The following is a 24192-nucleotide window of genomic DNA, read 5'->3' on the forward strand; positions in this document are numbered from 1 at the left end:
AACACAATGAAAACCAATACTTTGACCACCATGACAACAACCACGGTGATGCCCGCCGAGTGGGAGCGGCATGACCGCACGTGGATGGCGTTCCCGCCTGCCAATGAAACGTTCGGAGCGCCCGGCAGCGAGAGCCTGGGCTGGGCGCGGGAGGCATGGTCCCGCGTCGCCCGGACGATCGCCCGCTACGAGCCCGTGACGGTGCTCGCCGATCCCGCCGGCGTCGAACAGGCACGCGCCATGCTCGGTGAGGGCATCACCGTCCGGGAAAGCGAGCTCGACGACGCGTGGCTCCGCGACTCTGGGCCCACGTTCATCCATCGGGCGGACGGGTCCGTCGGCGCCGTCAACTGGGTCTTCAACGGCTGGGGCGCTCAGCACTGGGCGGCCTGGGAGAAGGACCAGCACGTCGGAAGGTCCGTCGGCACGCATGCCGGTATTCCGGTCGATGACAGCCCGCTCGTGAATGAGGGGGGCGGGTTCCACATCGACGGTCGCGGAACGGTCCTGCTCACCGAGACCGTGCAGCTCGATCCCGGACGCAATCCGGGGGCCACCAGGGACTCGGTCGAAGCCGAGTTGCATGCCCGGCTGGGCACCCGGCACGCCATCTGGCTGTCGCGCGGCCTCAGCCGCGACTACGAGGAGTTCGGCACCCGCGGCCACGTGGACATTGTCGCCGCGTTCACGCCGTCGGGCGCGGTGCTCCTGCACCGTCAGGACAACCGCGCGCACCCCGACTATGAAGTGACCCGCTTCCTGCGCTCCGAGCTCGAGAAAGCGGTCGACGCCGCCGGCCGGCCACTGGCGATTATCGATGTCCCGGCGCCCACCGTTATTACCGATGACGACGGTTTCGTCGATTACTCCTACATCAACCACTACGTAGCGAATGACGCAGTGATCCTCTGTTCCTTCGATGACGCGAACGACGCCGTTGCGGCGGACATCCTCGGCCGCGCCTACCCGGGACGCACCATCGAACTGGTCGACGCCCGCGACATCTTCTCCTTCGGCGGCGGCATCCACTGCATCACGCAGCAGCAGCCCGCGCCGCGTACTGAGTCTTCCGTCAGCACCGGTGAGGGGGAGCGGTAATGGGGTTCGACGTCGTCGAAGCAGGCATAGCGGACCTCCGCGAAGCGTTTGAGACCGGTCAGGTGACCAGCGAGGAACTTGTCGAGGCCTACCTCAATCGCATCGCCGTCTACGATCATGCGGGCATCCGGCTCAACTCCGTGATCGTGATGAACCCTGACGCGCTGGAGGAAGCGCGTGCCTCGGATGCCCGCAGATCCCGTGGGGAGACCTTGAGCCCACTGGACGGTGTCCCGTACACGGCGAAGGACAGCTACCAGGCCAAGGGCCTCACCGTCGCCGCCGGGTCACCGGCATTCCAGGGGCTGATCGCACAGCAGGACGCTTTCACCATTGAACGGCTCCGCCGCGCCGGCGCCATCCTGCTCGGGCTCACCAACATGCCGCCCATGGCGAACGGCGGGATGCAGCGCGGCGTCTACGGGCGCGCGGAAAGCCCCTACAACGCCGACTACCTGACCGCTGCGTTTGCCTCCGGTTCCTCGAACGGTTCCGGGACAGCGACGGCCGCCAGTTTCGCAGCCTTCGGCCTGGCCGAGGAGACGTGGTCCTCGGGGCGTGCTCCGGCGTCGAACAACGGGCTGTGTGCCTACACGCCCTCGCGCGGGGTGATCTCCGTCCGCGGGAACTGGCCGCTGGTGCCCACCATGGACGTCGTCGTTCCCCATGCCCGCACCATGGCGGATTTGCTGGAAGTCCTCGACATCATCGTCGCGGACGACGCCGAGACCCGCGGCGACTTCTGGCGTGTCCAGCCCTGGATTCCCATCCCGCCCGCTTCGGAGGTGCGTCCGTCGTCGTACCGGTCATTGGCAGCGGGCGCTGCCGCGTTGAAGGGGAAGCGCTTCGGTGTGCCGCGCATGTACATCAACCGGGATCCCGACGCCGGTACCGCAGACTTGCCCGGAATTGGCGGCCCCACGGGCCGGCGGATCGAGACCCGCCCGTCGGTGATCGCGCTCTGGGAAGCAGCCCGGCGGGACCTGGAGAACGCAGGCGCGGAGGTGGTCGAGGTCGACTTCCCCGTTGTGTCCAACTACGAGGGCGACCGGCCGGGAGCACCGACGATCAGCACGCGCGGACTCGTGAGCCCTGAGTACCTCAAACGCGAGATCGTGGACCTGTCCGCCTGGGCATGGGAAGACTTCCTGCAGGCGAACGATGACCCGCAACAGTCCTCGCTCGCCGACGTCGACGGCGCCACCATCTTCCCCGCGCCAGCCGGCGCGTTGCCGGACCGGTATACCGGGTTCGACGACGACATCGCCGAATACCCCGGATTCATTCGCGAGCGCGGAGCCGGCCAGATGACGGACATCCCGCACCTGGAGGAGGGGCTTCGAGGCCTGGAGGAGACCCGCCGCGTGGATCTGCACGGATGGATGGATGAGAACGGACTGGATGCCGTCATCTTCCCGGCAGCGGCCGACGTCGGCCCTGCTGACTGCGACACGAATGTCGCCTCCGCGGACCTCGCCTGGCGGAACGGGGCATGGGTGTCCAACGGCAACCTGGTGCCGCGTCATCTCGGCATTCCGACGGTCACCGTACCGATGGGAGTCATGTCCGACATCGGTATGCCCGTGGGCCTGACGTTCGCGGGACGTGCTTACACCGACAACGATCTGCTGCGCCTGGCGGCTGCGTTCGAAGCGACAGGGTTCCGGCGGGTCGCTCCACCGCGGACACCGGCGCTGTAAGGCAGAAAGCAAGGCCCGTCAGAGCGTGGTGACGAGCCCGGCGACCTTGTCGAGCGCACCGGGAACAAGCGAGTAGTAGGCCCAGGTGCCGCGCTTTTCACGGTGCAGCAGACCGGCCTCCACGAGGATTTTCAGGTGGTGGGAGACGGTCGGCTGGCCAAGGTCCAGGGGCTCAGTCAAGTCGCACACACAGGCCTCACCTGACTCACCAGCCTTCACGATGGAAAGCAACCGCAACCGGTTCGGGTCTGCGAGGGCCTTGAACATGGCGGCCCGCTGCTGGGCGTCCTCAACGCTCAGCGACGGCTGATCCGACGGGAGGCAGCAGGAAGCATCCGTGGTCGGTTCGAGGGTTTGCGCAGTGTTCATGAACCCATTATGCACCGTGGATTGACAACGATCGATATAGCTGGTGGTATTCATATCGATCCCCATCAATCTATCTCGCAGGAGCCGTGTGAGTATCCAGACTGCCCGCTTGCCCCCGGAAGGCGCGCAAACCGCCGTCGTCGGCAAGCTCTCCACCCTCGACCGGTTCCTTCCCGTGTGGATCATCGCCGCCATGGTCCTCGGACTCGTTCTGGGTGCGCTGATACCCGGGCTCAATACTGCACTGGACGCATTGAAGGTCGGTGAAGTCTCCCTGCCCATCGCCGTCGGACTTCTGGTGATGATGTATCCGGTCCTGGCCAAGGTCCGCTTCGACCAGACGCACCGGGTGATCGCCGACCGCAAGCTCATGGCGGCGTCGCTGGCACTGAACTGGCTTCTGGCCCCGGCCTTCATGTTCGCTCTGGCGTGGATCTTCCTGCCGGACCTGCCTGAATACCGTACCGGCCTCATCATTGTCGGTCTTGCCCGCTGCATCGCCATGGTGATGATCTGGAACGACCTCGCCTGCGGTGACCGCGAGGCAGCGGCAGTGCTGGTCTTCATCAACTCCGTTTTCCAGGTGTTTGCTTTCGGTGCGCTCGGCTGGTTCTACCTCCAGGTCCTGCCGTCCTGGCTCGGATTATCGACCACCAGTGCCGACTTCTCCTTCTGGGCAATCACGGTCTCCGTCCTGATCTTCCTGGGTATACCCCTGTTGGCAGGCTTCCTGACCCGGACGATCGGCGAAAAGGCGAAGGGCAGGGACTGGTATGAGAACACGCTCCTGCCCAAACTCGGCCCCTGGGCGCTGTACGGACTGCTGTTCACGATCGCGCTGCTCTTCGCACTCCAGGGCGAGACCATCACCGCCCGCCCGCTCGACGTCGCCCGCATCGCTCTGCCGCTGCTTGTCTATTTCCTGGTGGTTTTCACCGCCGGTATGCTGACCGGCAAGTGGCTCGGCCTCGGCTATGCGAGGACGACCACGCTGGCGTTCACGGCCGCAGGAAACAACTTCGAACTGGCCATCGCGGTGGCGATCGGCACCTTCGGGGTCACGTCCGGGCAGGCGCTCGCCGGCGTCGTCGGACCGTTGATTGAGGTGCCCGTCCTCGTTGCGCTCGTCTATGTCGCCCTCTGGGCACAGAAACGCTTCTTCACTCCAACTTCTCTGTCCGCGTAATTTCCGCAGGAGCTCCTATGACTACTGAAACCACCAAGAAGCCTTCCGTCCTGTTCGTCTGCGTCCACAACGCGGGCCGTTCGCAAATGGCCGCAGCCTTCCTCACCACCCTGTCGAAGGGTGCTATTGAGGTGCGCTCGGCAGGTTCCCAGCCGGCTGAAAAGATCAATCCTTCCGCCGTGGAGGCCATGGCAGAGGTCGGGATCGACATGGGTAACGAAATACCCAAAGTCCTCACCACCGAGGCCGTGCAGGAATCAGATGTGGTGATCACCATGGGCTGCGGCGACGAGTGCCCGTACTTCCCCGGAAAGCGTTACGAGGATTGGGTGCTCGAGGACCCCGCGGGCAAGGGCGTGGAGTCGGTACGGCCCATCCGTGACGAGATCCGGGGCCGCATCGAAGGGCTCATCGAGTCGCTGACGCCTGCGGCCGGATAGGGCCGGGGGAGCGACCGGAGGCAGAGACTACGCCGGGACGGCCTTCTTCTTGCGCCGGCTGAACTTCGTGAGTGCCTCGACCACCAGTTCGTGGTCCGCCACTTGGGGAAGGCCGGAAACCGTGACGACTGCGACAGGTCCCGTTCCGCGCACATACACGGGGAAGGCGCCGCCGTGTGCAGCGTACGCCGACTCGTCGAACCAGGCGTTGTCCTCCAACCGGCCGCCTCCCAGCCGTCCGCGCAGGCCAACCAGCAGGGACGGCACACCGTAGCGTTCAGCCGTACGGGACTTCTTCTCCACCCAGATGTCGTTATCCGGTGTGGCGCCCGGTAGGGACACATGGAACAGCACGTGTGTTCCCCGCCGGATGTCGACGGCGACCGGCAGCTCCCGTTCCGTCGCAAGTTCGACGAGCAGCAGTCCAAGCGCCAGGGCATCCTCCTGGCTGAACCGCGCCAGCTGAAGTTTGTCGACTTCATTCTCGATGCGCCCGATGAACGCCTCAAGGGCGGACTGGGACTGTGCACCGGACGCATCCGGGTCAAACTCAGCTGCAGAATTCGGGTTTTCAGTCACGTAGCGTCTCTCCTTGGCAACAGGGCCTCAGTTCCGAGCCTAGCGGAGTGGTGTTCCCCACTGCCCATCCCATGGGGAATACGACTCCACCGGCCGACGTTGCTTAGCCCTGAAACGTTGCACGTCAACACGATGCTCAGGAGTTACCTATGCCCACCACTGTTTCCGCCTACGCCGCGCCGTCGGCCACAGAGGACCTCATCCCCACAACCATCGAACGCCGGGACGTCGGCCCGGACGACGTCTTGATTGACATCAAGTTCGCAGGCATCTGCCACTCGGACATTCACACTGTCCGCGGAGACTGGGGTCCGCAGCAGTTCCCATTGGCGCCCGGCCACGAGATTGCCGGCATCGTCACCGAAGTCGGCTCCAACGTCACCAAACACGCCGTAGGCGACCGCGTGGGAGTCGGCTGCATGGTCAACTCCTGCCGCGAATGCAAAAACTGCCAGGCCGGCGAGGAGCAGTATTGCCTCAACGGCAACGTTGGCACCTACGGCGCTGTCGACCGCGACGGCACCATCACGCAGGGCGGCTACTCCACCCACATTGTGGTGACCGAGGACTTCGTTGTCCGCATTCCCGAAGGCATCGAGCTCGACGCCGCCGCACCGCTTCTGTGCGCGGGCATCACCACTTTCTCGCCCCTGCGGCACTGGGGTGCCGGACCGGGGAAGAAGGTTGCCGTCGTCGGTCTCGGCGGGCTCGGCCATATGGCCGTGAAGCTTGCCCATGCCATGGGAGCGGAAGTGACGGTTCTATCGCAGTCCCTGAAGAAGCAGGAAGACGGCCTCCGTCTCGGCGCCGACTCCTACTACGCCACCAGCGACGAGAACACGTTCACCGAGCTGGCAGGTTCCTTTGACCTGATCATCAACACGGTCAGTGCGTCACTGGATATCAGCGCCTACCTCGGACTGCTGAGCCTCGACGGTGCGCTGGTCAACGTTGGTGCTCCGGCCGAGCCCCTTCCCGTTCAGGCGTTTGCGCTGATCGGCGGGCGGAGGTCCTTCGCCGGATCGATGATCGGTGGCATCCGGGAGACTCAGGAGATGCTCGACTTCTGCGCCGAGCACAACCTTGGTGCCGAGATCGAGGTGATCCCGGCCGAGAAGATCAACGAGGCCTATGAACGTGTGCTGGTTTCCGACGTGCGGTACCGCTTCGTCATCGACGCCTCGACCTTCAACTAGGCATATTCGACCGAAAGCGGCAGGTTCGAGTAATTATCGCTCGAACCTGCCGCTTTCGGTCTACGAGATCCCGGATCCGCTACCGGAGAGTCTCGCTCTGCACCGGAGGCTTTTCGCTCACGGTGTTGTTCGTCACCGTGTTATTGGTTGCGGTGTTGTGATCGGTGACGGTGTTGCTTGGGCAATCAGAGCCCTGGCAAGTGTCGCCACACTCGTGCTTCGTGACGAAATCGAACTGGACGCCTCGGTGTTGTTCCACCCCGGTGCGGATTGCGCGTTCCATCACTGAATCGGCCAGACGCCGACGCAACGACAGTGGGTCACGACGCAGATCCTTGACGAGGGCGAAGCACAACAAGAGCATGACCAGGACGAACGGCAACGCAGCCACGATTGTAATTCTCTGTAGTCCTGAGAGTGCCTCCGAGGGTTCATTACCGCCGGCCAGCAACATAACGGCCGCGACTGCTCCGGTGAGCGTGCCCCAGAAGACCACCAGTCCACGCTTCGGATCAGAGGAGCCGTTGGAACTGAGCGACGACATAACCAGCGACGCCGAATCCGCTCCGGTGACGAAGAAGATTCCAACCAGCACCATGGCCAGAGCAATCACTCCGACGGTAAGCCAAGCCGGCAAAGACAACTGCTTCACCAGGTCGAAGAGCGCTCCGTCGAAGTCAATCGTGGGGACGCCATCCGTAACGGTAACCAGCCCGGGAGTATTCGCTGCGTCCGCTTCGCGCTGGAGATGGAAAGCCGTTCCGCCGAAGATTCCGAACCAGATAACACTCACAACGCTGGGAACCAGCAGGACGCCTGTAACAAACTGGCGGATCGTGCGACCGCGGCTGATGCGGGCAATGAACATACCGACGAAGGGCGTCCAGGAGATCCACCATGCCCAGTAGAAGATGGTCCAGCCGGACATCCAGGCACGCAGTGATTCGTCGCCTACGGCTTCCGTGCGCGAGGACATCTCCGCAAGGTCGCGGGCGTAGTCGCCGACCGCTGACGGAATTAGGTTCAGGATGAACAGGGTCGGTCCGGCGATGAAGACGATTGCGGCGAGGACGACTGCCAAGACCATGTTGATGTTGGATAGCCACTGGATGCCACGGCTGATACCTGAGACGGCTGATGCAACGAAGCAGGCGGTCAGAATGGCGACAATAGCAACGAGGACCGGCGTCCCTATCTCGCCGAACCAGCCGTTGGAGGTGAGGCCGCTACCGATCTGCAGTGCGCCCAGTCCCAGGGAGGCTGCCGTGCCGAAGAGAGTGGCGAAGATAGCCAGAATGTTGATGAACTTACCTGCCGGTCCTTCGACTGTCCGGATGCCAAACAGGGAAGTAAACGCCGCGGAGATCAGCTGCTTGCGTCCCAGACGGAAGGTGCCATAGGCCATTGCGATCCCGACGACCGCGTACATAGCCCAGGGGTGAAGCGTCCAGTGGAAGATCGAAGTAGCCATTGCTGTTTGAATGGCTGCAGGAGTGCTTCCGTCCACCGTCCCGGGCGGGGGAGAAACATAGTGGTAGAGGGGTTCGGCAACTCCATAGAACATGAGGCCAATACCCATGCCGGCGGCGAACATCATGGAGATCCATGAAACTGTCCGGAACTCAGGCTTCTCGCCGTCTTTGCCGAGAGGAATGTTTCCGAACTTGCCGAGTGCCAGCCAGAGGACGAAGACAACGAAGAGCGAGGCCAGGACCATAAAGAGCCAGCCCGTATATTCCATCACCCAGTCCAGCGCGGTCAGCGAGGTGGAGGAGAGGCTCTCCTTGCCGACAAAGCCCCAGATCACGAAGGCGACCGCCAGGACGCCCGTAATTCCGAAAATGGTCTTGTCGAGGGTGAGGTTTCGGCTCCTGCGCGCGGTGACCGCCTGATCTGTCTTAGCGTGGCGGAGTTCGTCGAGGATCTGCTCGTATTCCTCTGATTCCGGTGCGCTCGCCGGGCTTCCGTTCTCCGAGCCCAGGGCGGGGGAGACTTCATCCGCGGGAACGGAGCGGCGGGTACTCCCGGGTCTGTTTCTTAGGGGAGCGTCAGCCCCACCCTTGTCGGCAGGCAACTCCTCTGGGGGTAGGGGTTTTACTTCACTGTTTGTAGCCATGAGCGGATCCTTTGCTCGGCGAGTCAGGGGCTTTCGCCTTAGACATGGCCTTGGGGTGTTAGACCGGGCGGAAGATTGGGGGCTTCCTCCGATTCGATGACCATGATGTTTCCGTCGACGATTTGTACTTCGTGCTTGCGGACCGGCAACTTCGCCGGCGGCGCATCCACGCCTCCAGTACTGAGGTTGAACCTGGATGCGTGAAGGGGGCACTCGACCCAGCAGTCCTCCACGTAGCCATCAGCCAGCGACGCGTCCTGATGCGTGCACGTGTCGTCAATGGCGAAGATCTCGCCGTCCTCAGTGTGAAAGACCGCGATTGGCGGAGCTGTGTCGAGCCTGAGCGCCTCCCCGGGAGCGAGTTCACTGAGCGGGCAGGCCTTATGCATTTCGCACCTCTTCGTGCTTGGGGGGATCAGATTCGATATCGCACGCTCCTGGCTTCTCCAGTGTTCCGCAGTAGTCAACGAAGCGCACGCTAAGCAACAGAGTGCTCCTGGTCACATGCAATGTCAAGGGTTGCCGTCATGCGTTCGTTACATATTGACACCGAGAGTGTTCTAGGTCACTCTGTTGCATATCGCGCTTTCTGTTGCGCTGAAGGCAATTCCGAAGAAGGACAAGATATGAAGACTCTCGTGGTCGTGGGGGCTTCTCTGGCAGGGCTCTCTGCAGCCCGGGCCGCCCGCGCTCAAGGTTTCACCGGACGTTTGGTCATCATTGGCGATGAGCATCACCGTCCGTATGACAGGCCCCCGCTTTCCAAAGATTTCCTCCTCGGCACGATTACCACTCAAGACCTTTTCCTTGAGACGGACGGGGACGGACTGGACGCAGAATGGATTCTTGGCGTAGGGGCAGTCGGGCTGGACACCGCGAGCCTGACCATCCGATTGGCGGATGGACGGTCAGTTGCGGCTGACCGCATCGTCATTGCCACCGGTGCCCGATGCCGCAAGCTTCCGGCGTTGGAGGGCATGGAGAACGTCTTTTACCTGCGGACCATTGCGGACGCGGAACGCCTCGCACCGAAGTTGATCGCAGGCGACCGGATGATAGTTATCGGCGCCGGATTCATCGGTGCCGAGGCCGCCTCCGCGGCCGCAGCCCGCGGTATGGACGTCACCATGATCAACAACAACCCCGTTCCCTTCACCGCTCAGCTGGGCTCTGACATGGGTGCCGCGGTAGCCAGCCTTCACACCTCCAACGGAGTGAGCCTGGTCTGTGGAGTCGGGATCGAGCAGTTTGACACAGCTGATGGAGAGGTAACAGGGCTGTCCCTGGCCGATGGACGCCGGCTGCCAACCAACGTTGTTGTGGTCGGGATCGGTGCCGAGCCCAACGTTGAATGGCTCGAAGGCTCGGGGATCGAGCTGTGCGACGGCGTGCTGTGCGATGCCATGGGTCGGACAAATATCCCGGGCATCGTCGCCGTCGGAGATTGTGCAGCATGGTTTGATGAAGGGCTGGGCAGGAACCGTCGGGTTGAGCACTGGACCGGCGCCCTGGAGCGCGCCGCTCTGGCAGTTCAGGCACTGATTGACAAGGACGCTCCGCAGCAACCTCTGAAGCCGCCTTATTTCTGGTCCGACCAGCACGGCGTGAAGATTCAGTTCGCCGGCCACTCGGCAGGTTACGACCGGCTCGAGGTTGAAGCAGGCGACCCGCAGGAACACAGCTTCCTGGCCGTCTACTACCGGGGTGAGACCCCCGTGGCAGTGCTTGGCATGAACCAACCGCGACTGTTCACGCGGTGGCGCCGGAGCATCGGCATCGCGGGTGCGAAACCAGCGCCGGCCAAGCTTGTGTCCAGAGCGGCATCCTAGGCCCAGGCAACGCACCTTTCGTTTTCACAAGCTTGAAAGCAACACGGCAACTCAGTTCTGAGGAGGAACAATTGACCACTGAGGTAACCACTCCGAGCCTTATCCCCACGCTGCCGGGCTCGACTTACGTGGATGGAGCGGTATTCCGTGCTGAGCAGGAGCGCATCTTCGAGCAGATGTGGTTCTGCGCAATTCGGTCCGCTGACCTGGACAAGGCCGGCGCCTGGCGGACAGTGCAGGTTGGTCGCGAGAGTGTGTTGATTTCACGCACCCGTAAAGGGCAGATCCGCGCGTTCTACAACATTTGTCGGCACCGTGGTGTGAAGCTGTGCATGGAGGAGCAGGGCGAAGCGGCCCGCAACTTCCAGTGCCCTTACCACGCCTGGACCTATGATTTCGAAGGCAAGCTGATTGCAGCCCCTAACCTCACCAAGATGCCGGACATCGACCGCGACGAATACGGCCTGGCCAAGGTTCACATTCGTGAATACCTCGGTTATGTCTGGGTCTGCCTCGCTGACGAGCCGCCGTCGTTTGAGGAAGATGTCATGGGAGCTATTGAGGAGCGGCTCGGGAGCGTGCACGCTATCGACGGCTACGACGTGGCGAACCTCAGCCTCGGACGCCGGATCAAGTACGACGTCAAGGCGAACTGGAAGCTCATCATTGAGAACTTCATGGAGTGCTACCACTGCGCCACCATCCACCCTGAACTCACCGAAGTTCTCCCCGAGTTCGCCGACGGCCTTGCTGCGCAGTACTTCGTGGGACACGGCGCCGAGTTCGGCGAAGATGTCAAAGGCTTCACTGTCGACGGTTCCGAGGGCCTCGACGTGATCCCGGGCGTCGCGGAGGACCAGGACCGCCGCTACTACGCCATCACCATCAAGCCAACAGTGTTCGTGAACCTCGTTCCCGACCACGTCATCATCCACCGCATGTTCCCCATGGCAGTAGACCACACCATCGTCGAATGTGACTGGCTGTACCTGCCCAGCGTGGTGGAAAGCGGCAAGGACGTCTCCGCCTCGGTGGAGCTGTTCCACCGCGTCAACCAGCAGGACTTCGACGCCTGCGAGCGTTGCCAGCCTGCCATGGGATCGAAGGTCTATGCCAAGGGCGGTGTGCTGGTGCCAAGTGAACACCACATCGGTGCTTTCCATGACTGGATTCAGGAGACGGTAGGGGACGTCGTTCCGATTAGGTAACTCGACGGATAACCCGCTGACGAGCCCGGCCCTACGGCTGGGCTCATTGGCGTCGGTAGCCCATTCTGGCGCTGATCGCCATGCCCGCCTCGCGAAGGTGCTCTATGAGTGCAGGGTCATCTTCGGGAGCGAACCGGAACGCGGGACCGGAGATGCTGACCGACGCGATGACATTCCCCTCATGGTTATAGATGGGAACGGCTATGGCAGTCAGGCCGATCTCATATTCCTCGTGGACCACTGCGTAGCCTTGGTGCGAGACCTCCAACAGCTCCTTCTCGAGTTGTGCTCGATTCGTTATGGTTTTCGGGGTGCGGGCAGGCAGGCCGATGCCCTTGAGGATCGCATCCCTCTCATCGGTGGAAACGGCAGCGAGCAGCACCTTCCCGCTTGACGTGGCGTGCAGAGGGGTCAGGCTGCCCACCCAGTCATAAGTCGCAAGAGTGGACGGACCCATGGCCTGGTCGACGTTCACGGCGTATCCCGATCGCAGGACGGCCAGGTTCACAGTTTCCTTGAATTCCTCGGCCAGGCCCTCCAGTACTTCCCGGGCCTGTTGCACGATGCTCAGCCTCCCGGGGATTGACGATGCCAATCGCAGAATTCCAAAGCCCAGCTGGTACTTGCCCCGTTCGCTGTTCTGCCGGACCAGTTCACGATTCACGAGAGAGCCCACGAGCCTGGAAACTGTGGATTTGTGCACGCCCATCTCTTCAGCGATTTCGCTGGCTCCGGCGTCTCCCTCCCGGGCGAGGATTTCCAGGATCTGGAGGGCGCGATCCACGGACTGGACGCCTCCACCTTGAGCGTCTGAGTCCACTTCCGGTTCGGTATGTGCGGCCATGATGCCTCGTGTCTTTGTCTAAGCGCGGGTCTTCAGGGCTGGAATGCCAAGCCTGATATCCATTCACTTCATCCTAGACCGTGTCTGAAGCGCGCCCGTTCACGGCCGCTGGGGCTACGGACGTCCGGTGACCTAACGGAATTGTCCGCCCTGATGGACGTTCGCGTTCGACTGTGTCCAGGGTAGGGGAAGCACGGGAACCGTCCCGCCTGACTTGGTGCCGCCGGGGGGAACTGCCATCACACACTCCGCCCGGGCAAGGCCGCGCATCATGCCGGGCCCGGTATGGGAAACAGGAACAGCCATGCCGTGGATGAAGGTGCAGGGAATGAGACGTGTATGTCCTGGGAGCGGATCAATGTCAGCTCCGGATGCCATGTGCACTGGTGCGTTCAAAGGACGGTCGCCAAGAGCAGCCAGGAGCGGCTCTGCCAGCGTGACGAGCGCCATCATGGCAGCCAGGGGGTTTCCGGGGAGGCCCAGGAGGAAGCGTCCGTCGGGCAGTTCCGCCAGGACAGCGGGGTGACCGGGACGCATGGCGACACCGTCCAGAAGTAGCCTCCCGCCAAGTGCGGATACGACGGCGCGGAAATGGTCGGTCTCGGAAACGCCGGTCCCGCCGGTCGTTATCGTTACGTTCGGTCGCTGCCCGGCCGGCGTATCAAAAGCTCCCAGGGCCGACAGCCAGTCTCGGTAGGAATCACCGATTCTGAGCGGGATAGCGGGGGTGGCTCCAAGAAGGGAGATTACAGACTCAAGTTGGGGACCGAGCGTGTCCCTGACCCGTCCCGGTGCGGGGAGGCCGGACGTCACTACCTCTGAACCAGTCAGGACGATCGAGACCGTCGGTCTTCCCTGGACTCGCAGTTCGTCGTAGCCTGCTACGGCGGCGAGGGCAACGTGCGCGGGATTCAGCACTGTATCCATGGCGATCAACACCTCACCGGCTGTGGCCTCTTCTGCCGCATGGCGAATGTGCTGACCGAGTACTGGCTCGCCGAGCGCCGCCCGGTCGTTCAGGGTCAGGAGCGGTTTGCCCTCAGCGTTCTGCGTGAGCCGGCCACTTTCCTTGCGGAGTATGGCCTGAGCGCCCGGTGGAACCAGTCCACCGGTGGCAATGGTGCAGGCCTCGTCGGGTGACAGGGCGCGTCCTTGTGCAGTGAGTATCCAGGGACCGTTGCCGTTGACGGCCCAACCATCCATGGCGGAGGAAGCATAGTGGGGTATGTCCTGCCGCGCGGTGACGTCTCGGGTAAGCCTCCGGCCCGGAGCCGACGCGAGGGGGACGCTCACGGGTGGAAGTGCGGAAGCACAATCGAAGGCAATCCTGCGGGCTTCGGACCAGGATCGGGTTGACCCTGCGGCCTGGTCCCGGTGCAGCGGCGAACCGGCAGCGTGACCACCTGGGGTTTCGTGAGTAAGCACTTCGGCACCTTTCTGGCTGGCTTGACGCGCGCTGTCCCGACTCCCGAGAGCGATGCTTCGATGAGGATACCTCCCCAGGTTTCAGGCCACCGAAGCACCGTTCACGGGATACGCGACACCTCATCCTTCATGAATCCGGCACGCACCCGGCTCAGAACAGTCGTCCGGTCATATCAGAGCTGGGAGCCGGCCCTTTCCATCCGCACGACGACTGACTTGGAGGTCGGCGTACCGCTGGTGTCGGCGACAGAATCAAGCGGCACGAGCACATTGGTTTCCGGATAGTACGCCGCTGCGCATCCCTTGGGGGTCGAATACGAAACGATGCGGAAATTGTCCGCTCGGCGCTCAGTTCCCTGGAACTCGGAAATGAGGTGAACCAGATCGCCATCCCTGAACCCCATCTCCGCAATATCCGATTCGTTGACGAGGACCACGCGTCGCCCTCCATGAATGCCGCGGTACCGATCGTCTTTGCCGTAAATGGTGGTGTTGTACTGGTCATGCGAGCGTAGCGTCTGGAGGATCAGGCGTCCCGGGGGCACCTTGATGAACTCGAGCTTGTTGCCGGTGAAATGGGCCATGCCCGATTCTGTGTCGAACTTTCTGGCGTCCCGAGGAGGGTTTGGAAGCACGAAGCCCCCGGGATGCTGGATCCGCTCCTCGAAGTCCTCGAATCCGTCGATCACAGCCTCGATGTGTTTCCGGACGAGGGAGTAGTCGTCCTTCATCGCGAGCCAGTCGGCTCTGGGGGCGTTGGACCGTGGGCGATTGTCGCTGTCCACGAACAGCTTGTGGGCGAGGTTGCACACGATGGCCACCTCTGAGTGCAGGTGCTCACTGGCGGGCTTGATGCGTCCGCGCGAAGCGTGGACTGCGCTCATGGAGTCTTCCACTGTCACCCTCTGGTCACCAGAACGTTGGGTATCCTTCTCGGTGCGTCCGAGGGTGGGCAGGATCAGCGCACGGCGGCCTGTGGACACGTGGGAATGGTTAAGTTTCGTGGAGATCTGCACACTCAGACGGGTATTGGCCAAGGCCTTCTCTGTGACCTCTGAATCCGGGGCCGCCCTGACGAAGTTGCCGCCCATTCCGATGAAGACACGGACGTCACCGTCCCGCATGGCGCGGATCGCTGCCACAGTGTCGTAGCCGTGCTTCCGCGGTGAGAGGAACTCGAACCGGTGGTCGAGGCTGTCATGGAACTTCGCGGGCATTTTCTCGAAGATGCCCATGGTCCGATCGCCCTGGACGTTCGAGTGGCCTCGGACTGGGCAGACTCCTGCTCCGGGCTTCCCGATGTTCCCCTGAAGTAGCAGCACGTTGACCACGTCCCGGAGCGTGGGTACCGAATGCTTGTGCTGGGTGAGGCCCATGGCCCAGCAGACGATCGTCGCGTTGGACGCCAGAAGGCGTTCTCCGGCGGCTTCGATCTGTTCCCGGGTGAGTCCGGTGGCTTCCAGGATGTCATCCCATTGCGTTTCATTCAGGAACCGCAGGTACTCATCGATTCCGACAGTGTGGTTCCTGATGAAGTCATGGTCGAGCACTGTGGACAGCCCGGGTGTCTTTCTCCCCTGGGCTTCCGCTTCGAGAAGGTACTTGCCAAGGCCCTGGAAGAGGGCCTGGTCGCCGCCGGCACGGATCTGCAGGAAGTCATCGGTCAGTTGCGTGCCTTTGACCATGCCTGAGACGGTCTGGGGATTCTCGAACCGAAGGAGCCCGGCTTCGGGAAGGGGATTCACGGAAATGATGAAGGCGCCGTTTTTCTTGGCCTTCTCCAGTGCGCTAAGCATTCGTGGGTGATTGGTGCCGGGGTTCTGGCCGGCAACAAAAATCAGGGACGCGGTTTCGAGGTCATGCAGGCTTACGGAACCTTTACCGATGCCGATAGTTTCGACGAGCGCTGATCCCGAGGACTCGTGGCACATGTTGGAGCAATCGGGGAGGTTGTTGGTCCCGATGCCCCGCACGAGGAGCTGGTAGAGGAAGGCTGCCTCATTGGAGGTCCGTCCGGAGGTGTAGAAGACCGCCTGATCCGGATGGTCCATGTCCTTTATTTCCTGGGCGATCAGTTCATAGGCGTCGTCCCACTCGATCGGCCTGTAATGGGTTGCATGCTCGTCAAGAAGCATCGGGTGCGTCAGCCGGCCCTGCTGGCCCAGCCAGTAGTCGTCACGCGTCCGCAGGTCGGCGATGGAATGCTTGGCGAAGAACTCGGGCGTAACGCGGCGGCGAGTGGCTTCTTCGGCCACCGCCTTTGCGCCGTTCTCGCAGAATTCGGCTGTGTTGCGCTTTTCGTGTTCGGGCCAGGCGCACCCCATGCAATCGAAACCGTCGATCTGATTGACGGCCAAGAGCGTTTGAACGCTGCGCAGAGGGCCCATCTGATCCATGGAGATCTTCAGCGAGTTCATGACTGCGGGCAGGCCGACAGCCTTGGACTTGGGCTTGGTGAGAGTCAGCTTCGACTCGTCGATATTTTCTTTGGGAGCTTTTGAAGCCACGAGATCTTCCCTTCAGATCTTGGCAGGAAACAGAGGACTGGGGGTGTTGCCTGGGGGCAACGTTGCCTGCTGCGGCAGTCCGCTCAGGAGGTTGGGTAGACGCCCGAGGTCATTGAATGTGTAGACGTGGAAGCCGGCGAAGAGGGGATTGTCCGCCACCTTCCGGTGAACGTCGCGGACGAGCCTGCCGCTGTCGTAATTCAGGAAGTCGCCCCGTCGCCACAAGGCACCGGCCATGCCGGTCCTACGGGCAAGCTTGAGCGAACGACCGACTCCGAGGCGCGCTCCCATTGCCGCCAGCTTCTTGACTGAAACGGGACCGGGAACCCCGACCCATACGGGCAGTTCTACGCCATTCTCGCGCAGTGAGCGCAGATACCGGCTGATTGCTTCCGCGGAAAAGCACATCTGGGTGACAAGGGAGGATGCCATCGGTGCCTTGCTCGCAAGGTTGCGCGCCAGCTGTTCCTGGCTCAGCTCAGGATGCCCTTCAGGATAGCCGGCAATGCCCGCGGAAAATCCAGGGGAGAACTCCTTCACTGCCTCCAGGAGGTGCCCGCTCCAGGAGTACGGGCCTGCAGGTGTGCGTCGGTCGCCCGCAACAAGAAACAGCTCTGAGACGCCGGCATCCTGCAACTGTGTCAGCAGGGAATGCAGTTGCGCCCGGCTGGCGATACCGCGGGCCGCGAGATGGGGAATTGCGCGGTAACCCAAACGGGCCAGGTCTACCGATGCTTCTACAGTGCGCTTGGGACCGTGGTGGGGAAGGCAGGTCACACTGACGGAGCCCGGCATATCAAAGATCGCCGGAAGTTGTGTGAGCAGATCTGGCGACGGGACAACTTCCAGCCGCACCCTCGCGGCCGTTGGGTTACTCATCGGTCTCCATTTCTGGGCAACTGGCCTTCGCCGATTTACGTAAGTCTCTGACACCCGCAAGGGCAGTTTCGTGACATTCCGCTTGTTGCGTATTGATATATCAGTTATGGGAATACTATGTACGCAGAGCCTTCGAGTCAAGGCTCACCGTATTCAGGAGGAGAACTTCGAAGATGACAAGTGTTGGCGAATTAGCGGTCGCGGGGGAAGATTCGTACTTGCCTCCGAGGCAGGACGGCGAATCCTTTGCCGATTATGCCTACCGGGTTCTCTGCGACGAACTGATCGTGCTGGACATCAAACCCGGTGAACCGCTCAACGATGAGGTCATCTCCCGGCGCCTGGGTGTGGGCCGGACGCCTATCCGGGAGGCCATGAAACGGCTCGAGAGCGACCATCTGGTCGTGGCTTATCCGCGGCGGGGCACATTCGCCGCAGGCGTGGACATCACCGATCTCGCTGAGATCTCCGAGATTCGCCAGTTGCTGGAGCCTGCAGCAGCATCGCGTGCTGCGCGGATGGCGTCTCCGCAGCTCAGGCAGGAGCTGAAGGAATTCGCCCGGGAGGTCGAGCAGCGTCTGCCGGAAATGCACGCGCAAAAGGACCTGATGCGGCTGGACATGCGCGTGCACCGGACCATTTACAGGGCCACGGGAAGCCGCCACCTCGAAGATGTCCTCACCCGGTACGACAACCTTGCGACGAGGATCTGGAGCCTGGTGCTGGAGAAGCTTCCGCCGGTGTCCGAGCACATTGCCCAGCACATTGAGCTGCTGGAATGTATCGCCGAAGGGGACTCCGAGTCCGCAGTTCGACTGACAACCAAGCATGTCACCGATTTCGAGAATCTGATCAGGGCAGTCCTGTAGCCCTTGCGGATGCCTGCGGCATCAGCTCATTCGGGGAAGTTAGCCCCAAGAACGCCGAGGATCGCCCTGGCTTTGGTATGGATTTCTGCAAGCTCCTCGTCGGGGTGTGAATCGGCTGTGATGGCTCCGCCGATGCCCACGGTCACCCGTTGGACCCCCGTGGTCGATCTTTGGAATACGGCGCTGCGGATCGTGACGGACAGGTCTGCTGCGCCGTTGGGAGAGAAGTAGCCAACCACACCCGAGTATGGGCCGCGTGGTTGAGGCTCGAGCCGGTCGAGGATGTTCATGCTGCTGATCTTGGGTGCGCCCGTCATTGACCCTGGGGGATAGGCGGCTGCCACGACCGCCGCCCGTGACCTCCCGGGCGCGATGGTTGCTTCGATGGTACTGACCAGCTGGTGCACTGTTGCGTACGTCTCCACGTCGCAGAGCCGTGTCACGCATACTGTTCCCGGTTCGGCATGGCGTGACAGGTCGTTACGCATAAGGTCCACGATCATGATGTTCTCCGCCCTGTCTTTTACTGAAGTCGTCAGGTCCCGCTTCAGGCGCCTGTCAACCGACGGGGATGCGTCACGCCGTCGTGTTCCCTTGATGGGTTCGGCACGCGCGTGGCCGTCAGCAGTGATACTGAGGAACCGCTCCGGCGAGGAGCTCGCGATGGTGACCGATCCCAGCTGTATGTAACTCGCAAACGGGGCAGGGCTTGCGCGGCGGAGCCTCCGGTAGAACTCCCACGAATCGACGCTCTCGTGGTTGTCGCTGGAAATCTGCGTCGTCAGGCAGACCTCGTAGGAGTTCCCCTGCGTGATTTCATCCTGGGATGCAGCGATCTTCTCCAGGTAGGACCGGCAGGAGTCGGCTGCGCTGAACTGCACGGACGGCAAAGGGCTGGTGATCGGCTGTGGCGTGTCAGGCAGGCGGCCGATGCGTCGTGCAGCATCTTCGCACCATTGCCGGCCTTCCTGCCCGGCTTCCGCCAGTAGATATACGTGCCGTCTCTGGTGGTCGAACACCACAGCCCGGCTGCAACGAATCAGTGAAGCATCCGGCAGGGATGACTCCACAGCGTTGCCGCCGCACTCACGCTTGAGTTCATATCCAAGATAGCCGAGCCAGCCAAGAGCGAACCCCAGTCCGGAGGGAAGGCCGGCAGTGTGGGCCTGGGTATTGTCCCAATTCCTGTCCAACCAGGTGAAAAAGGGACCGGGAACCCGGCTGGTGATGACGTCTGATTCGACGGTGGTCACACCGTTCTCGTGCCGTGCCCGCATCCCCCGGCTACCGGAATCATCGGCCATGATGCTGAATCGGCTTCGTCCTTCCGTGGCGTCCGTCGCAGGGTTCGAGCTGTCCAGCCAGACACGGTGGCTGGACAACCCGTACAACTCCAGAAAGACGGCTTCCGCGTCCAGGTGCTCCGACAGCTTCACACATTGCAGAGGAGGGGGGACGGGCAATTTCCCGAGACCGGCGACCGCGTCCAGAGCGGGTAGGGAAGCCATGGCTTCGGCCGTGCGCAGAGCCGCATCCGGGTGCAGAGGGTCCATCACCGTGATTTGGGTACCGGCTGCTGCGCGGCGCCCATTGGTCCCGAGGAGGATCTGCAGTGCGTGGCGCCGGTCTTTGGCAGCCCCTGACTCGAAAACCATGTCGGGGCATTCTCCAGGCGCGTGCAGCTCATCCTGGTCGTCCGCCGTCCGCACCAGGTAGGAGTAACCCAGCGCCTTCCTCAGCGTGGTAACGAAGTCCTGCCGTTCGGGCTCATCCGCACCCTCGACGGAGACGACGACGGGTTCAACCGGATAGCAGCTGTGCCCGCTGCGGTTCACCCGACAGTTCCCCGTACCAATGCATGAGACTGCTCCCGCGCGGCATCCGTGGTGTGCAGGAGCAGCAGAGACGTAGTGACTGAACCGACGCCGCCCGGGACTGGGGTCAGCGCTGCGGCGGTGCCGCGCACGCTGGCATCGTCGACGTCGCCCACGAGGGTGCCGTCGGCAAGGACGTTTGTGCCGACGTCGATCACTACGGCGTCGGTGGAGATGTGGTCGCCGTTCAGCAGACCGGCGCGGCCTGCTGCGACGACCACGACGTCGGCCGTTTTTGTGTATTTCTCCAGGGGCCCCGACCGGGAGTGGCACACAGTGACCGCGGCATCGCGTTGCAGCAGCAGCAGGGACAGCGGCTTTCCAACCACGGCGGAACGGCCGACGACGACGACGTTCTTGCCCGCGACAGGGATGTCGAAGTGGTCAAGAATCTCCACAACCGCACGCGCTGTCGCGGGAGCGAAAGAGGGCTGGCCTACCGCCAGGCGTCCAAGGCTCAACGGGTTTGCGCCATCGATGTCCTTTTCCGGCGCAATATGACCAACCAGCTCGTCGGTCCGGACGCCGGCAGGCAAAGGTGTCTGGAGGATGATGCCGTGTACAGACGGGGTTGCGCTGAGGTCTTTCAGTACGGAGGCCAGGACTGGTTCGGTGGTGTCATGGCCGAGGTCCACGATCCTGCAGTTGATGCCCGCGCTTTCTGCGGCCCTTTCGATGGACCGCACATACCAGTGTGTGGAGCTGTCGTCGGTGGCCACGACTACCGCCAGCGTAGGGCGCAGCCCGTCAGCTTCGAGTGTCCTCGCCTGATCCTCGGCCTTCTGCCGAATCAGACCTGCCAGTGCTTTTCCGGAGAGGATTGCGGTGCTCAACTGAGAATCCTTCCGCGTACGCGCTCCACGAGGGAGTCTGCTGCCAGGACGATTTTCTCCTCGAGACCATCGGTCTGCTCAGCCAGCTGGGCACGGGCCGCAGGATCTTTCACCGCGACCACGTTGATGTCTATGTTCACTCGGGCGGTGGTCGCGGCTGCGCGGGCTGCATCCGCAGCTGCGGCAATGTCACTGATGACGTTGGCATTGGCGACCTCGAGAAGTTCAGTGCCCAGGTCTACGATGACGCCGGCAAGCTCGATGAGCTGTGCAGGGACTTGCGCGGCCAGGATGAGTGCCTCCTGGATGGACGCCGTCCGCGCCGCCTTGAGCTCATCCGTCCCGGATGGAAGTTTGTAGGCATCAATGACGCCCTGGAACGCCTGTTGATCCGCGTCCGAGAGGCGCAGCGCGTCCGTCACCAGTGCATCGGCGGCGCTGATGACTCTGGTCACGAGTTCTGCGTGCTGCTCGTATTTCCCGCCGGTGGTGTACCTGGCAACCATCGCAACCAGCGCGGCCGCCTGGGCCGCGTGAAGGGCCGCGGCTGCGCCGCCCCCGGGCGTGGGTTCGCGTGAGGCAAGCCTGGCGAGGTAGTCGTTAATAGTTTCTGAGCTGATCATGTGTCTTCCTGGCTAAAGCTCGAGTCGGCTCGGCTGGGATTGAGGGGCCGGGGTACAACGGCGGCCCGGCCCCTGTTTGCAGGGATGGGGCCGGGCCGCCTGCCCTGGTGGACCGCGGTTACTAGCCGCGGAGCCTGGTCATGGTGGGGTCGTAGAGCGGATCCGCCGTGACCGTCGCCGGGATGCGGCGTCCGAAGTACTCAATCTCCACAGAATCACCGATGGAGACTGCGGACGGAAGGTACGCGTAGGCGATCGGTTTGGCGACGGTGTAGCCGTACGCAGCGCTGGTGACGTAGCCAACGGCCTGCTCCTTGTAGAAGACCGGTTCCTTGCCCAACACGATGCTGCGGCCGTCGTCGACCGTCAGGCAACGCATGCGGCGGGCGGAATTGTCCTCGGTCCGGCCTTCGAGGGCGGCCTTCCCGACGAAGTTCTCCTTGGTCATCTTCACCGCGAATCCGACACCTGCTTCGAACGGATCATGCTCAGTGGTCATGTCGGTGCCCCACGAGCGGTAGCCCTTCTCGAGACGCAGCGAGCCGAATGCTGCCCGGCCTGCCGCGATGACGCCGAACGGCTGACCGGCCTTCCAGAGCGCATCCCAGAGGCGCTGCCCGTTGTCCGCACTGGTGTAGAGCTCCCAGCCCAGCTCGCCGACGTAGGACAAGCGCATCGCGGTGACGGAGACGCCGCCGATGACTACCTGCTTGGAACGGAAGTAGCGAAGACCATCATTGCTGAAGTCGTCGCTGCTGACGGTGCCGATGAGGTCACGGGCAAGCGGACCCCACAGGCCGATGCAGCAGGTGCCGCCGGTGGTGTCCCGAACCTGGACCCAGTCGCTGGCGGTGCCGGCTTCAGTCTGGTGGCGGGCCGCACGCTCGAAGTAGGCGGTATCGATGTTGCCGTTGGCACCGAGCTGGAAGGTGTCCTCGCTCAGGCGCGCCACCGTGATGTCGCTTCGGATGCCGCCGGCGTCGTCCAGCAATAGGGTGTAAGTGACTGCGCCGGGCTTCTTGTTCATCTCCGCGGTGGTGAGTTCCTGGAGCAGTTTCAGGGCTCCAGGGCCGGAAACTTCAAGGCGCTTGAGCGGAGTCATGTCGTACATGGCAACTGCCGTGCGGGTCTTCCAGGCTTCGGCAGCGGCAATGGGTGAGCTGAACATCCCGGACCAGGCGTCGCGCGCCGGCGGCTGCCATTCGTCCGGCATTTCCTTCAGCAGCTCGGCGTTCGATTCGAACCAGTAGGGGCGTTCCCATCCGCCGCCCTCCAGGAAGTATCCGCCCAATTGCTTGTGGCGTGCATGGAAAGGGCTCACCCGGAGGTTGCGGGGGGAGAGCTTGGGCTGGAGAGGGTGGAGGACGTCGTAGATCTCCACAAAGTTCTGCTGGGACGTTTCGCTCACGTATTCGGGGGTCAGCTGGATCTCCTCGAAGCGGTGAATGTCGCAATCGCCCAGGTCAATCTCCGACTTCCCGGTGGTCAGCAGTTCGGCGACAGCGCGGGCAATACCGGCAGAGTGGGTTACCCACACGGCTTCAGCCACGAAGAAGCCGTCCAGCTCCTTGGACTCGCCCACCAGGGAACCGCCGTCGGGAGTGAAGGAGAAGATGCCGTTGAAGCCATCCTCGATGTCGCTTTCCTGCAGCGCCGGAAGCAACTGCTTGGTGGCCTCCCAGACCGGGAGGAAGTCCTCCAGCGTGAAATCCAGCCGGGATGGCATGTTGTGTTCGCTGATCGTGCTCGGCTCATAGTTGCCGAGCTCGTCGAGGTCCACGGGCATGGGGCGGTGGGCGTAGGAACCGATGCCGTAGCGGTCGCCGTGCTCGCGGTAGTACAGGTCCTGGTCCTGGTGGCGCAGGATGGGCAGGGAGGCGCCGTTAGGCAGTTCGTTCTTGCCCTTCTGAGCCGGCACAGGAGTGGTCTTGACGTACTGGTGGGCCAGCGGGAGGAGCGGGACGGACATGCCGATCATCTCTCCGATTTTGGCGCCCCAGAAACCGGCGCAGGAGACAACGATGTCGGCCGGGATGACGCCGTCGGACGTTTCGACGCCGGTGACCCGGCGGTTGGACTGTTCGATTCCGGTGACGGTGGTGTTGCCCAGGTACTTGACTCCCGCGGCCTCCGTGCGCTTGATCAGCAGCTGCACGGCGCGGGCGGCGCTGGCCAGTCCGTCACTGGGAACGTGAAGCCCACCAAGGATGTCTTCCTCGTTGAGGAGCGGGTAAAGCTCTTTGCACTCTTCAGTGGTAAGGATCTTGCCTTCGATGCCCCACGATTCCGCATAGCCCAGCTTGCGCTTCAGGTCGGTAAGGCGCGTTTCGGTGGTGGCAACTTCCAGGCCGCCCACCTGGTTGAAACAGCTCACGCCGTCCTCGGTGAGGGACAGAAGCTTCTCCACCGTGTACTTGGCGAAGAGGGCCATGGTCTTTGAGGGGTTGGTCTGGAAAACAAGGCCGGGGGCGTGGGACGTTGAACCCCCGGGCATGTTCAACGGTCCCTGATCCAGGACGGTGATGTTGTTCCAGCCCCGTGTGACCAGTTCGTCGGCGAGATTGGTGCCAACGATTCCGGCTCCGATGATGACAATACGCGGCGTCGATGCCATGTG

Annotated in this window: 20 protein-coding genes; 8 read left to right on the forward strand and 12 right to left on the reverse strand. The window is 62.7% G+C overall.

Annotated features, from left to right (window positions below):
* The first annotated feature begins 6 nt into the window (after window positions 1-6).
* Entirely contained in the window at window positions 7-1098 is a 1092-nt protein-coding gene (locus AC4D2M_RS11685) for an agmatine deiminase family protein (protein WP_490892044.1), read from the forward strand.
* The gene (locus AC4D2M_RS11690) at window positions 1098-2798 is read left to right on the forward strand and encodes an amidase (RefSeq protein WP_490892045.1); all 1701 of its coding nucleotides are present in this window, start codon (window positions 1098-1100) and stop codon (window positions 2796-2798) included. Before AC4D2M_RS11685 ends, AC4D2M_RS11690 begins: the two co-directional genes overlap by 1 nt.
* Before the next feature lie 18 nt (window positions 2799-2816).
* On the opposite strand, the gene AC4D2M_RS11695 is transcribed toward AC4D2M_RS11690, so the two are convergent.
* Complete coding sequence (locus AC4D2M_RS11695; protein WP_490892047.1) at window positions 2817-3167, reverse strand: ArsR/SmtB family transcription factor; 351 nt, start codon at window positions 3165-3167, stop codon at window positions 2817-2819.
* Window positions 3168-3261: 94 nt separating this feature from the next.
* Between AC4D2M_RS11695 and arsB the strand changes: the two genes are divergently transcribed.
* Window positions 3262-4353: an ACR3 family arsenite efflux transporter gene (gene arsB / locus AC4D2M_RS11700; protein WP_490892080.1), complete on the forward strand. Its 1092-nt coding sequence runs from the start codon at window positions 3262-3264 to the stop codon at window positions 4351-4353.
* Window positions 4354-4370: 17 nt separating this feature from the next.
* Entirely contained in the window at window positions 4371-4793 is a 423-nt protein-coding gene (locus AC4D2M_RS11705) for an arsenate reductase ArsC (RefSeq protein WP_490892048.1), read from the forward strand.
* A 27-nt stretch (window positions 4794-4820) separates the two neighbouring features.
* Here the strand turns inward: AC4D2M_RS11705 and AC4D2M_RS11710 are convergent, their stop codons facing one another.
* Entirely contained in the window at window positions 4821-5372 is a 552-nt protein-coding gene (locus AC4D2M_RS11710) for a heme-degrading domain-containing protein (RefSeq protein WP_490892049.1), read from the reverse strand.
* A gap of 149 nt (window positions 5373-5521) precedes the next feature.
* Between AC4D2M_RS11710 and AC4D2M_RS11715 the strand changes: the two genes are divergently transcribed.
* The gene (locus tag AC4D2M_RS11715; RefSeq protein ID WP_490892050.1) at window positions 5522-6568 is read left to right on the forward strand and encodes an NAD(P)-dependent alcohol dehydrogenase; all 1047 of its coding nucleotides are present in this window, start codon (window positions 5522-5524) and stop codon (window positions 6566-6568) included.
* Window positions 6569-6647: 79 nt separating this feature from the next.
* Here AC4D2M_RS11715 and AC4D2M_RS11720 read toward each other — a convergent pair whose 3' ends face one another.
* Together AC4D2M_RS11720 and AC4D2M_RS11725 are read right to left on the reverse strand one after the other, a co-directional pair.
* A complete protein-coding gene (locus AC4D2M_RS11720) occupies window positions 6648-8684 on the reverse strand; it encodes a BCCT family transporter (RefSeq protein WP_490892051.1) in 2037 nt (678 codons plus the stop codon).
* 38 nt (window positions 8685-8722) lie between these two features.
* Entirely contained in the window at window positions 8723-9073 is a 351-nt protein-coding gene (locus tag AC4D2M_RS11725) for a bifunctional 3-phenylpropionate/cinnamic acid dioxygenase ferredoxin subunit (protein ID WP_490892052.1), read from the reverse strand.
* Window positions 9074-9310: 237 nt separating this feature from the next.
* Between AC4D2M_RS11725 and AC4D2M_RS11730 the strand changes: the two genes are divergently transcribed.
* Together AC4D2M_RS11730 and AC4D2M_RS11735 are read left to right on the forward strand one after the other, a co-directional pair.
* A complete protein-coding gene (locus AC4D2M_RS11730) occupies window positions 9311-10513 on the forward strand; it encodes an NAD(P)/FAD-dependent oxidoreductase (RefSeq protein ID WP_490892053.1) in 1203 nt (400 codons plus the stop codon).
* Window positions 10514-10584: 71 nt separating this feature from the next.
* Window positions 10585-11721 (forward strand): aromatic ring-hydroxylating oxygenase subunit alpha, encoded by a 1137-nt coding sequence (locus tag AC4D2M_RS11735; RefSeq protein ID WP_490892054.1) that lies wholly within the window; start codon window positions 10585-10587, stop codon window positions 11719-11721.
* Window positions 11722-11764: 43 nt separating this feature from the next.
* On the opposite strand, the gene AC4D2M_RS11740 is transcribed toward AC4D2M_RS11735, so the two are convergent.
* The 4 genes from AC4D2M_RS11740 to AC4D2M_RS11755 form a co-directional block, all read right to left on the reverse strand.
* Window positions 11765-12565 (reverse strand): IclR family transcriptional regulator, encoded by an 801-nt coding sequence (locus AC4D2M_RS11740; RefSeq protein ID WP_490892055.1) that lies wholly within the window; start codon window positions 12563-12565, stop codon window positions 11765-11767.
* 132 nt (window positions 12566-12697) lie between these two features.
* Window positions 12698-13990, reverse strand: coding sequence for a molybdopterin molybdotransferase MoeA (locus AC4D2M_RS11745; protein WP_490892056.1), 1293 nt, complete (start codon window positions 13988-13990; stop codon window positions 12698-12700).
* A 173-nt stretch (window positions 13991-14163) separates the two neighbouring features.
* The gene (locus AC4D2M_RS11750) at window positions 14164-16497 is read right to left on the reverse strand and encodes an FdhF/YdeP family oxidoreductase (protein WP_490892057.1); all 2334 of its coding nucleotides are present in this window, start codon (window positions 16495-16497) and stop codon (window positions 14164-14166) included.
* Window positions 16498-16509: 12 nt separating this feature from the next.
* Window positions 16510-17376 (reverse strand): methylenetetrahydrofolate reductase, encoded by an 867-nt coding sequence (locus AC4D2M_RS11755; protein ID WP_490892058.1) that lies wholly within the window; start codon window positions 17374-17376, stop codon window positions 16510-16512.
* A gap of 218 nt (window positions 17377-17594) precedes the next feature.
* On the opposite strand from AC4D2M_RS11755, the gene AC4D2M_RS11760 reads away from it, so the two are divergent.
* The gene (locus AC4D2M_RS11760; RefSeq protein WP_490892059.1) at window positions 17595-18245 is read left to right on the forward strand and encodes a GntR family transcriptional regulator; all 651 of its coding nucleotides are present in this window, start codon (window positions 17595-17597) and stop codon (window positions 18243-18245) included.
* A gap of 26 nt (window positions 18246-18271) precedes the next feature.
* Here the strand turns inward: AC4D2M_RS11760 and AC4D2M_RS11765 are convergent, their stop codons facing one another.
* The 4 genes from AC4D2M_RS11765 to AC4D2M_RS11780 all read right to left on the reverse strand — a co-directional run bounded on the left by AC4D2M_RS11765 (window position 18272) and on the right by AC4D2M_RS11780 (window position 24189).
* Entirely contained in the window at window positions 18272-20080 is a 1809-nt protein-coding gene (locus AC4D2M_RS11765) for an anthranilate synthase component I family protein (RefSeq protein WP_490892060.1), read from the reverse strand.
* Window positions 20077-20952 carry a bifunctional 5,10-methylenetetrahydrofolate dehydrogenase/5,10-methenyltetrahydrofolate cyclohydrolase gene (locus tag AC4D2M_RS11770; RefSeq protein WP_490892061.1) on the reverse strand — a complete coding sequence of 292 codons (876 nt, stop codon included), beginning with the start codon at window positions 20950-20952 and terminating at the stop codon, window positions 20077-20079. Before AC4D2M_RS11770 ends, AC4D2M_RS11765 begins: the two co-directional genes overlap by 4 nt.
* Window positions 20949-21575 (reverse strand): cyclodeaminase/cyclohydrolase family protein, encoded by a 627-nt coding sequence (locus AC4D2M_RS11775; protein ID WP_490892062.1) that lies wholly within the window; start codon window positions 21573-21575, stop codon window positions 20949-20951. Before AC4D2M_RS11775 ends, AC4D2M_RS11770 begins: the two co-directional genes overlap by 4 nt.
* A gap of 121 nt (window positions 21576-21696) precedes the next feature.
* Window positions 21697-24189, reverse strand: a complete 2493-nt coding sequence (locus AC4D2M_RS11780) for a GcvT family protein (RefSeq protein ID WP_490892063.1) — start codon at window positions 24187-24189, stop codon at window positions 21697-21699.
* Window positions 24190-24192 lie beyond the last annotated feature (3 nt).

Source organism: Arthrobacter sp. TJ-270 (assembly GCF_058269075.1).

What these genes read in the sequence shown, in the direction of transcription:
- AC4D2M_RS11755 (WP_490892058.1), bottom strand. Translation starts at nt 17,376, where the DNA reads ATGAGTAACCCAACGGCCGCGAGGGTGCGGCTGGAAGTTGTCCCGTCG.
- AC4D2M_RS11775 (WP_490892062.1), bottom strand. Translation starts at nt 21,575, where the DNA reads ATGATCAGCTCAGAAACTATTAACGACTACCTCGCCAGGCTTGCCTCA.
- AC4D2M_RS11730 (WP_490892053.1), top strand. Translation starts at nt 9,311, where the DNA reads ATGAAGACTCTCGTGGTCGTGGGGGCTTCTCTGGCAGGGCTCTCTGCA.
- AC4D2M_RS11780 (WP_490892063.1), bottom strand. Translation starts at nt 24,189, where the DNA reads ATGGCATCGACGCCGCGTATTGTCATCATCGGAGCCGGAATCGTTGGC.
- AC4D2M_RS11695 (WP_490892047.1), bottom strand. Translation starts at nt 3,167, where the DNA reads ATGAACACTGCGCAAACCCTCGAACCGACCACGGATGCTTCCTGCTGC.
- AC4D2M_RS11690 (WP_490892045.1), top strand. Translation starts at nt 1,098, where the DNA reads ATGGGGTTCGACGTCGTCGAAGCAGGCATAGCGGACCTCCGCGAAGCG.
- AC4D2M_RS11715 (WP_490892050.1), top strand. Translation starts at nt 5,522, where the DNA reads ATGCCCACCACTGTTTCCGCCTACGCCGCGCCGTCGGCCACAGAGGAC.
- AC4D2M_RS11725 (WP_490892052.1), bottom strand. Translation starts at nt 9,073, where the DNA reads ATGCATAAGGCCTGCCCGCTCAGTGAACTCGCTCCCGGGGAGGCGCTC.
- AC4D2M_RS11685 (WP_490892044.1), top strand. Translation starts at nt 7, where the DNA reads ATGAAAACCAATACTTTGACCACCATGACAACAACCACGGTGATGCCC.
- AC4D2M_RS11705 (WP_490892048.1), top strand. Translation starts at nt 4,371, where the DNA reads ATGACTACTGAAACCACCAAGAAGCCTTCCGTCCTGTTCGTCTGCGTC.
- AC4D2M_RS11720 (WP_490892051.1), bottom strand. Translation starts at nt 8,684, where the DNA reads ATGGCTACAAACAGTGAAGTAAAACCCCTACCCCCAGAGGAGTTGCCT.
- AC4D2M_RS11740 (WP_490892055.1), bottom strand. Translation starts at nt 12,565, where the DNA reads ATGGCCGCACATACCGAACCGGAAGTGGACTCAGACGCTCAAGGTGGA.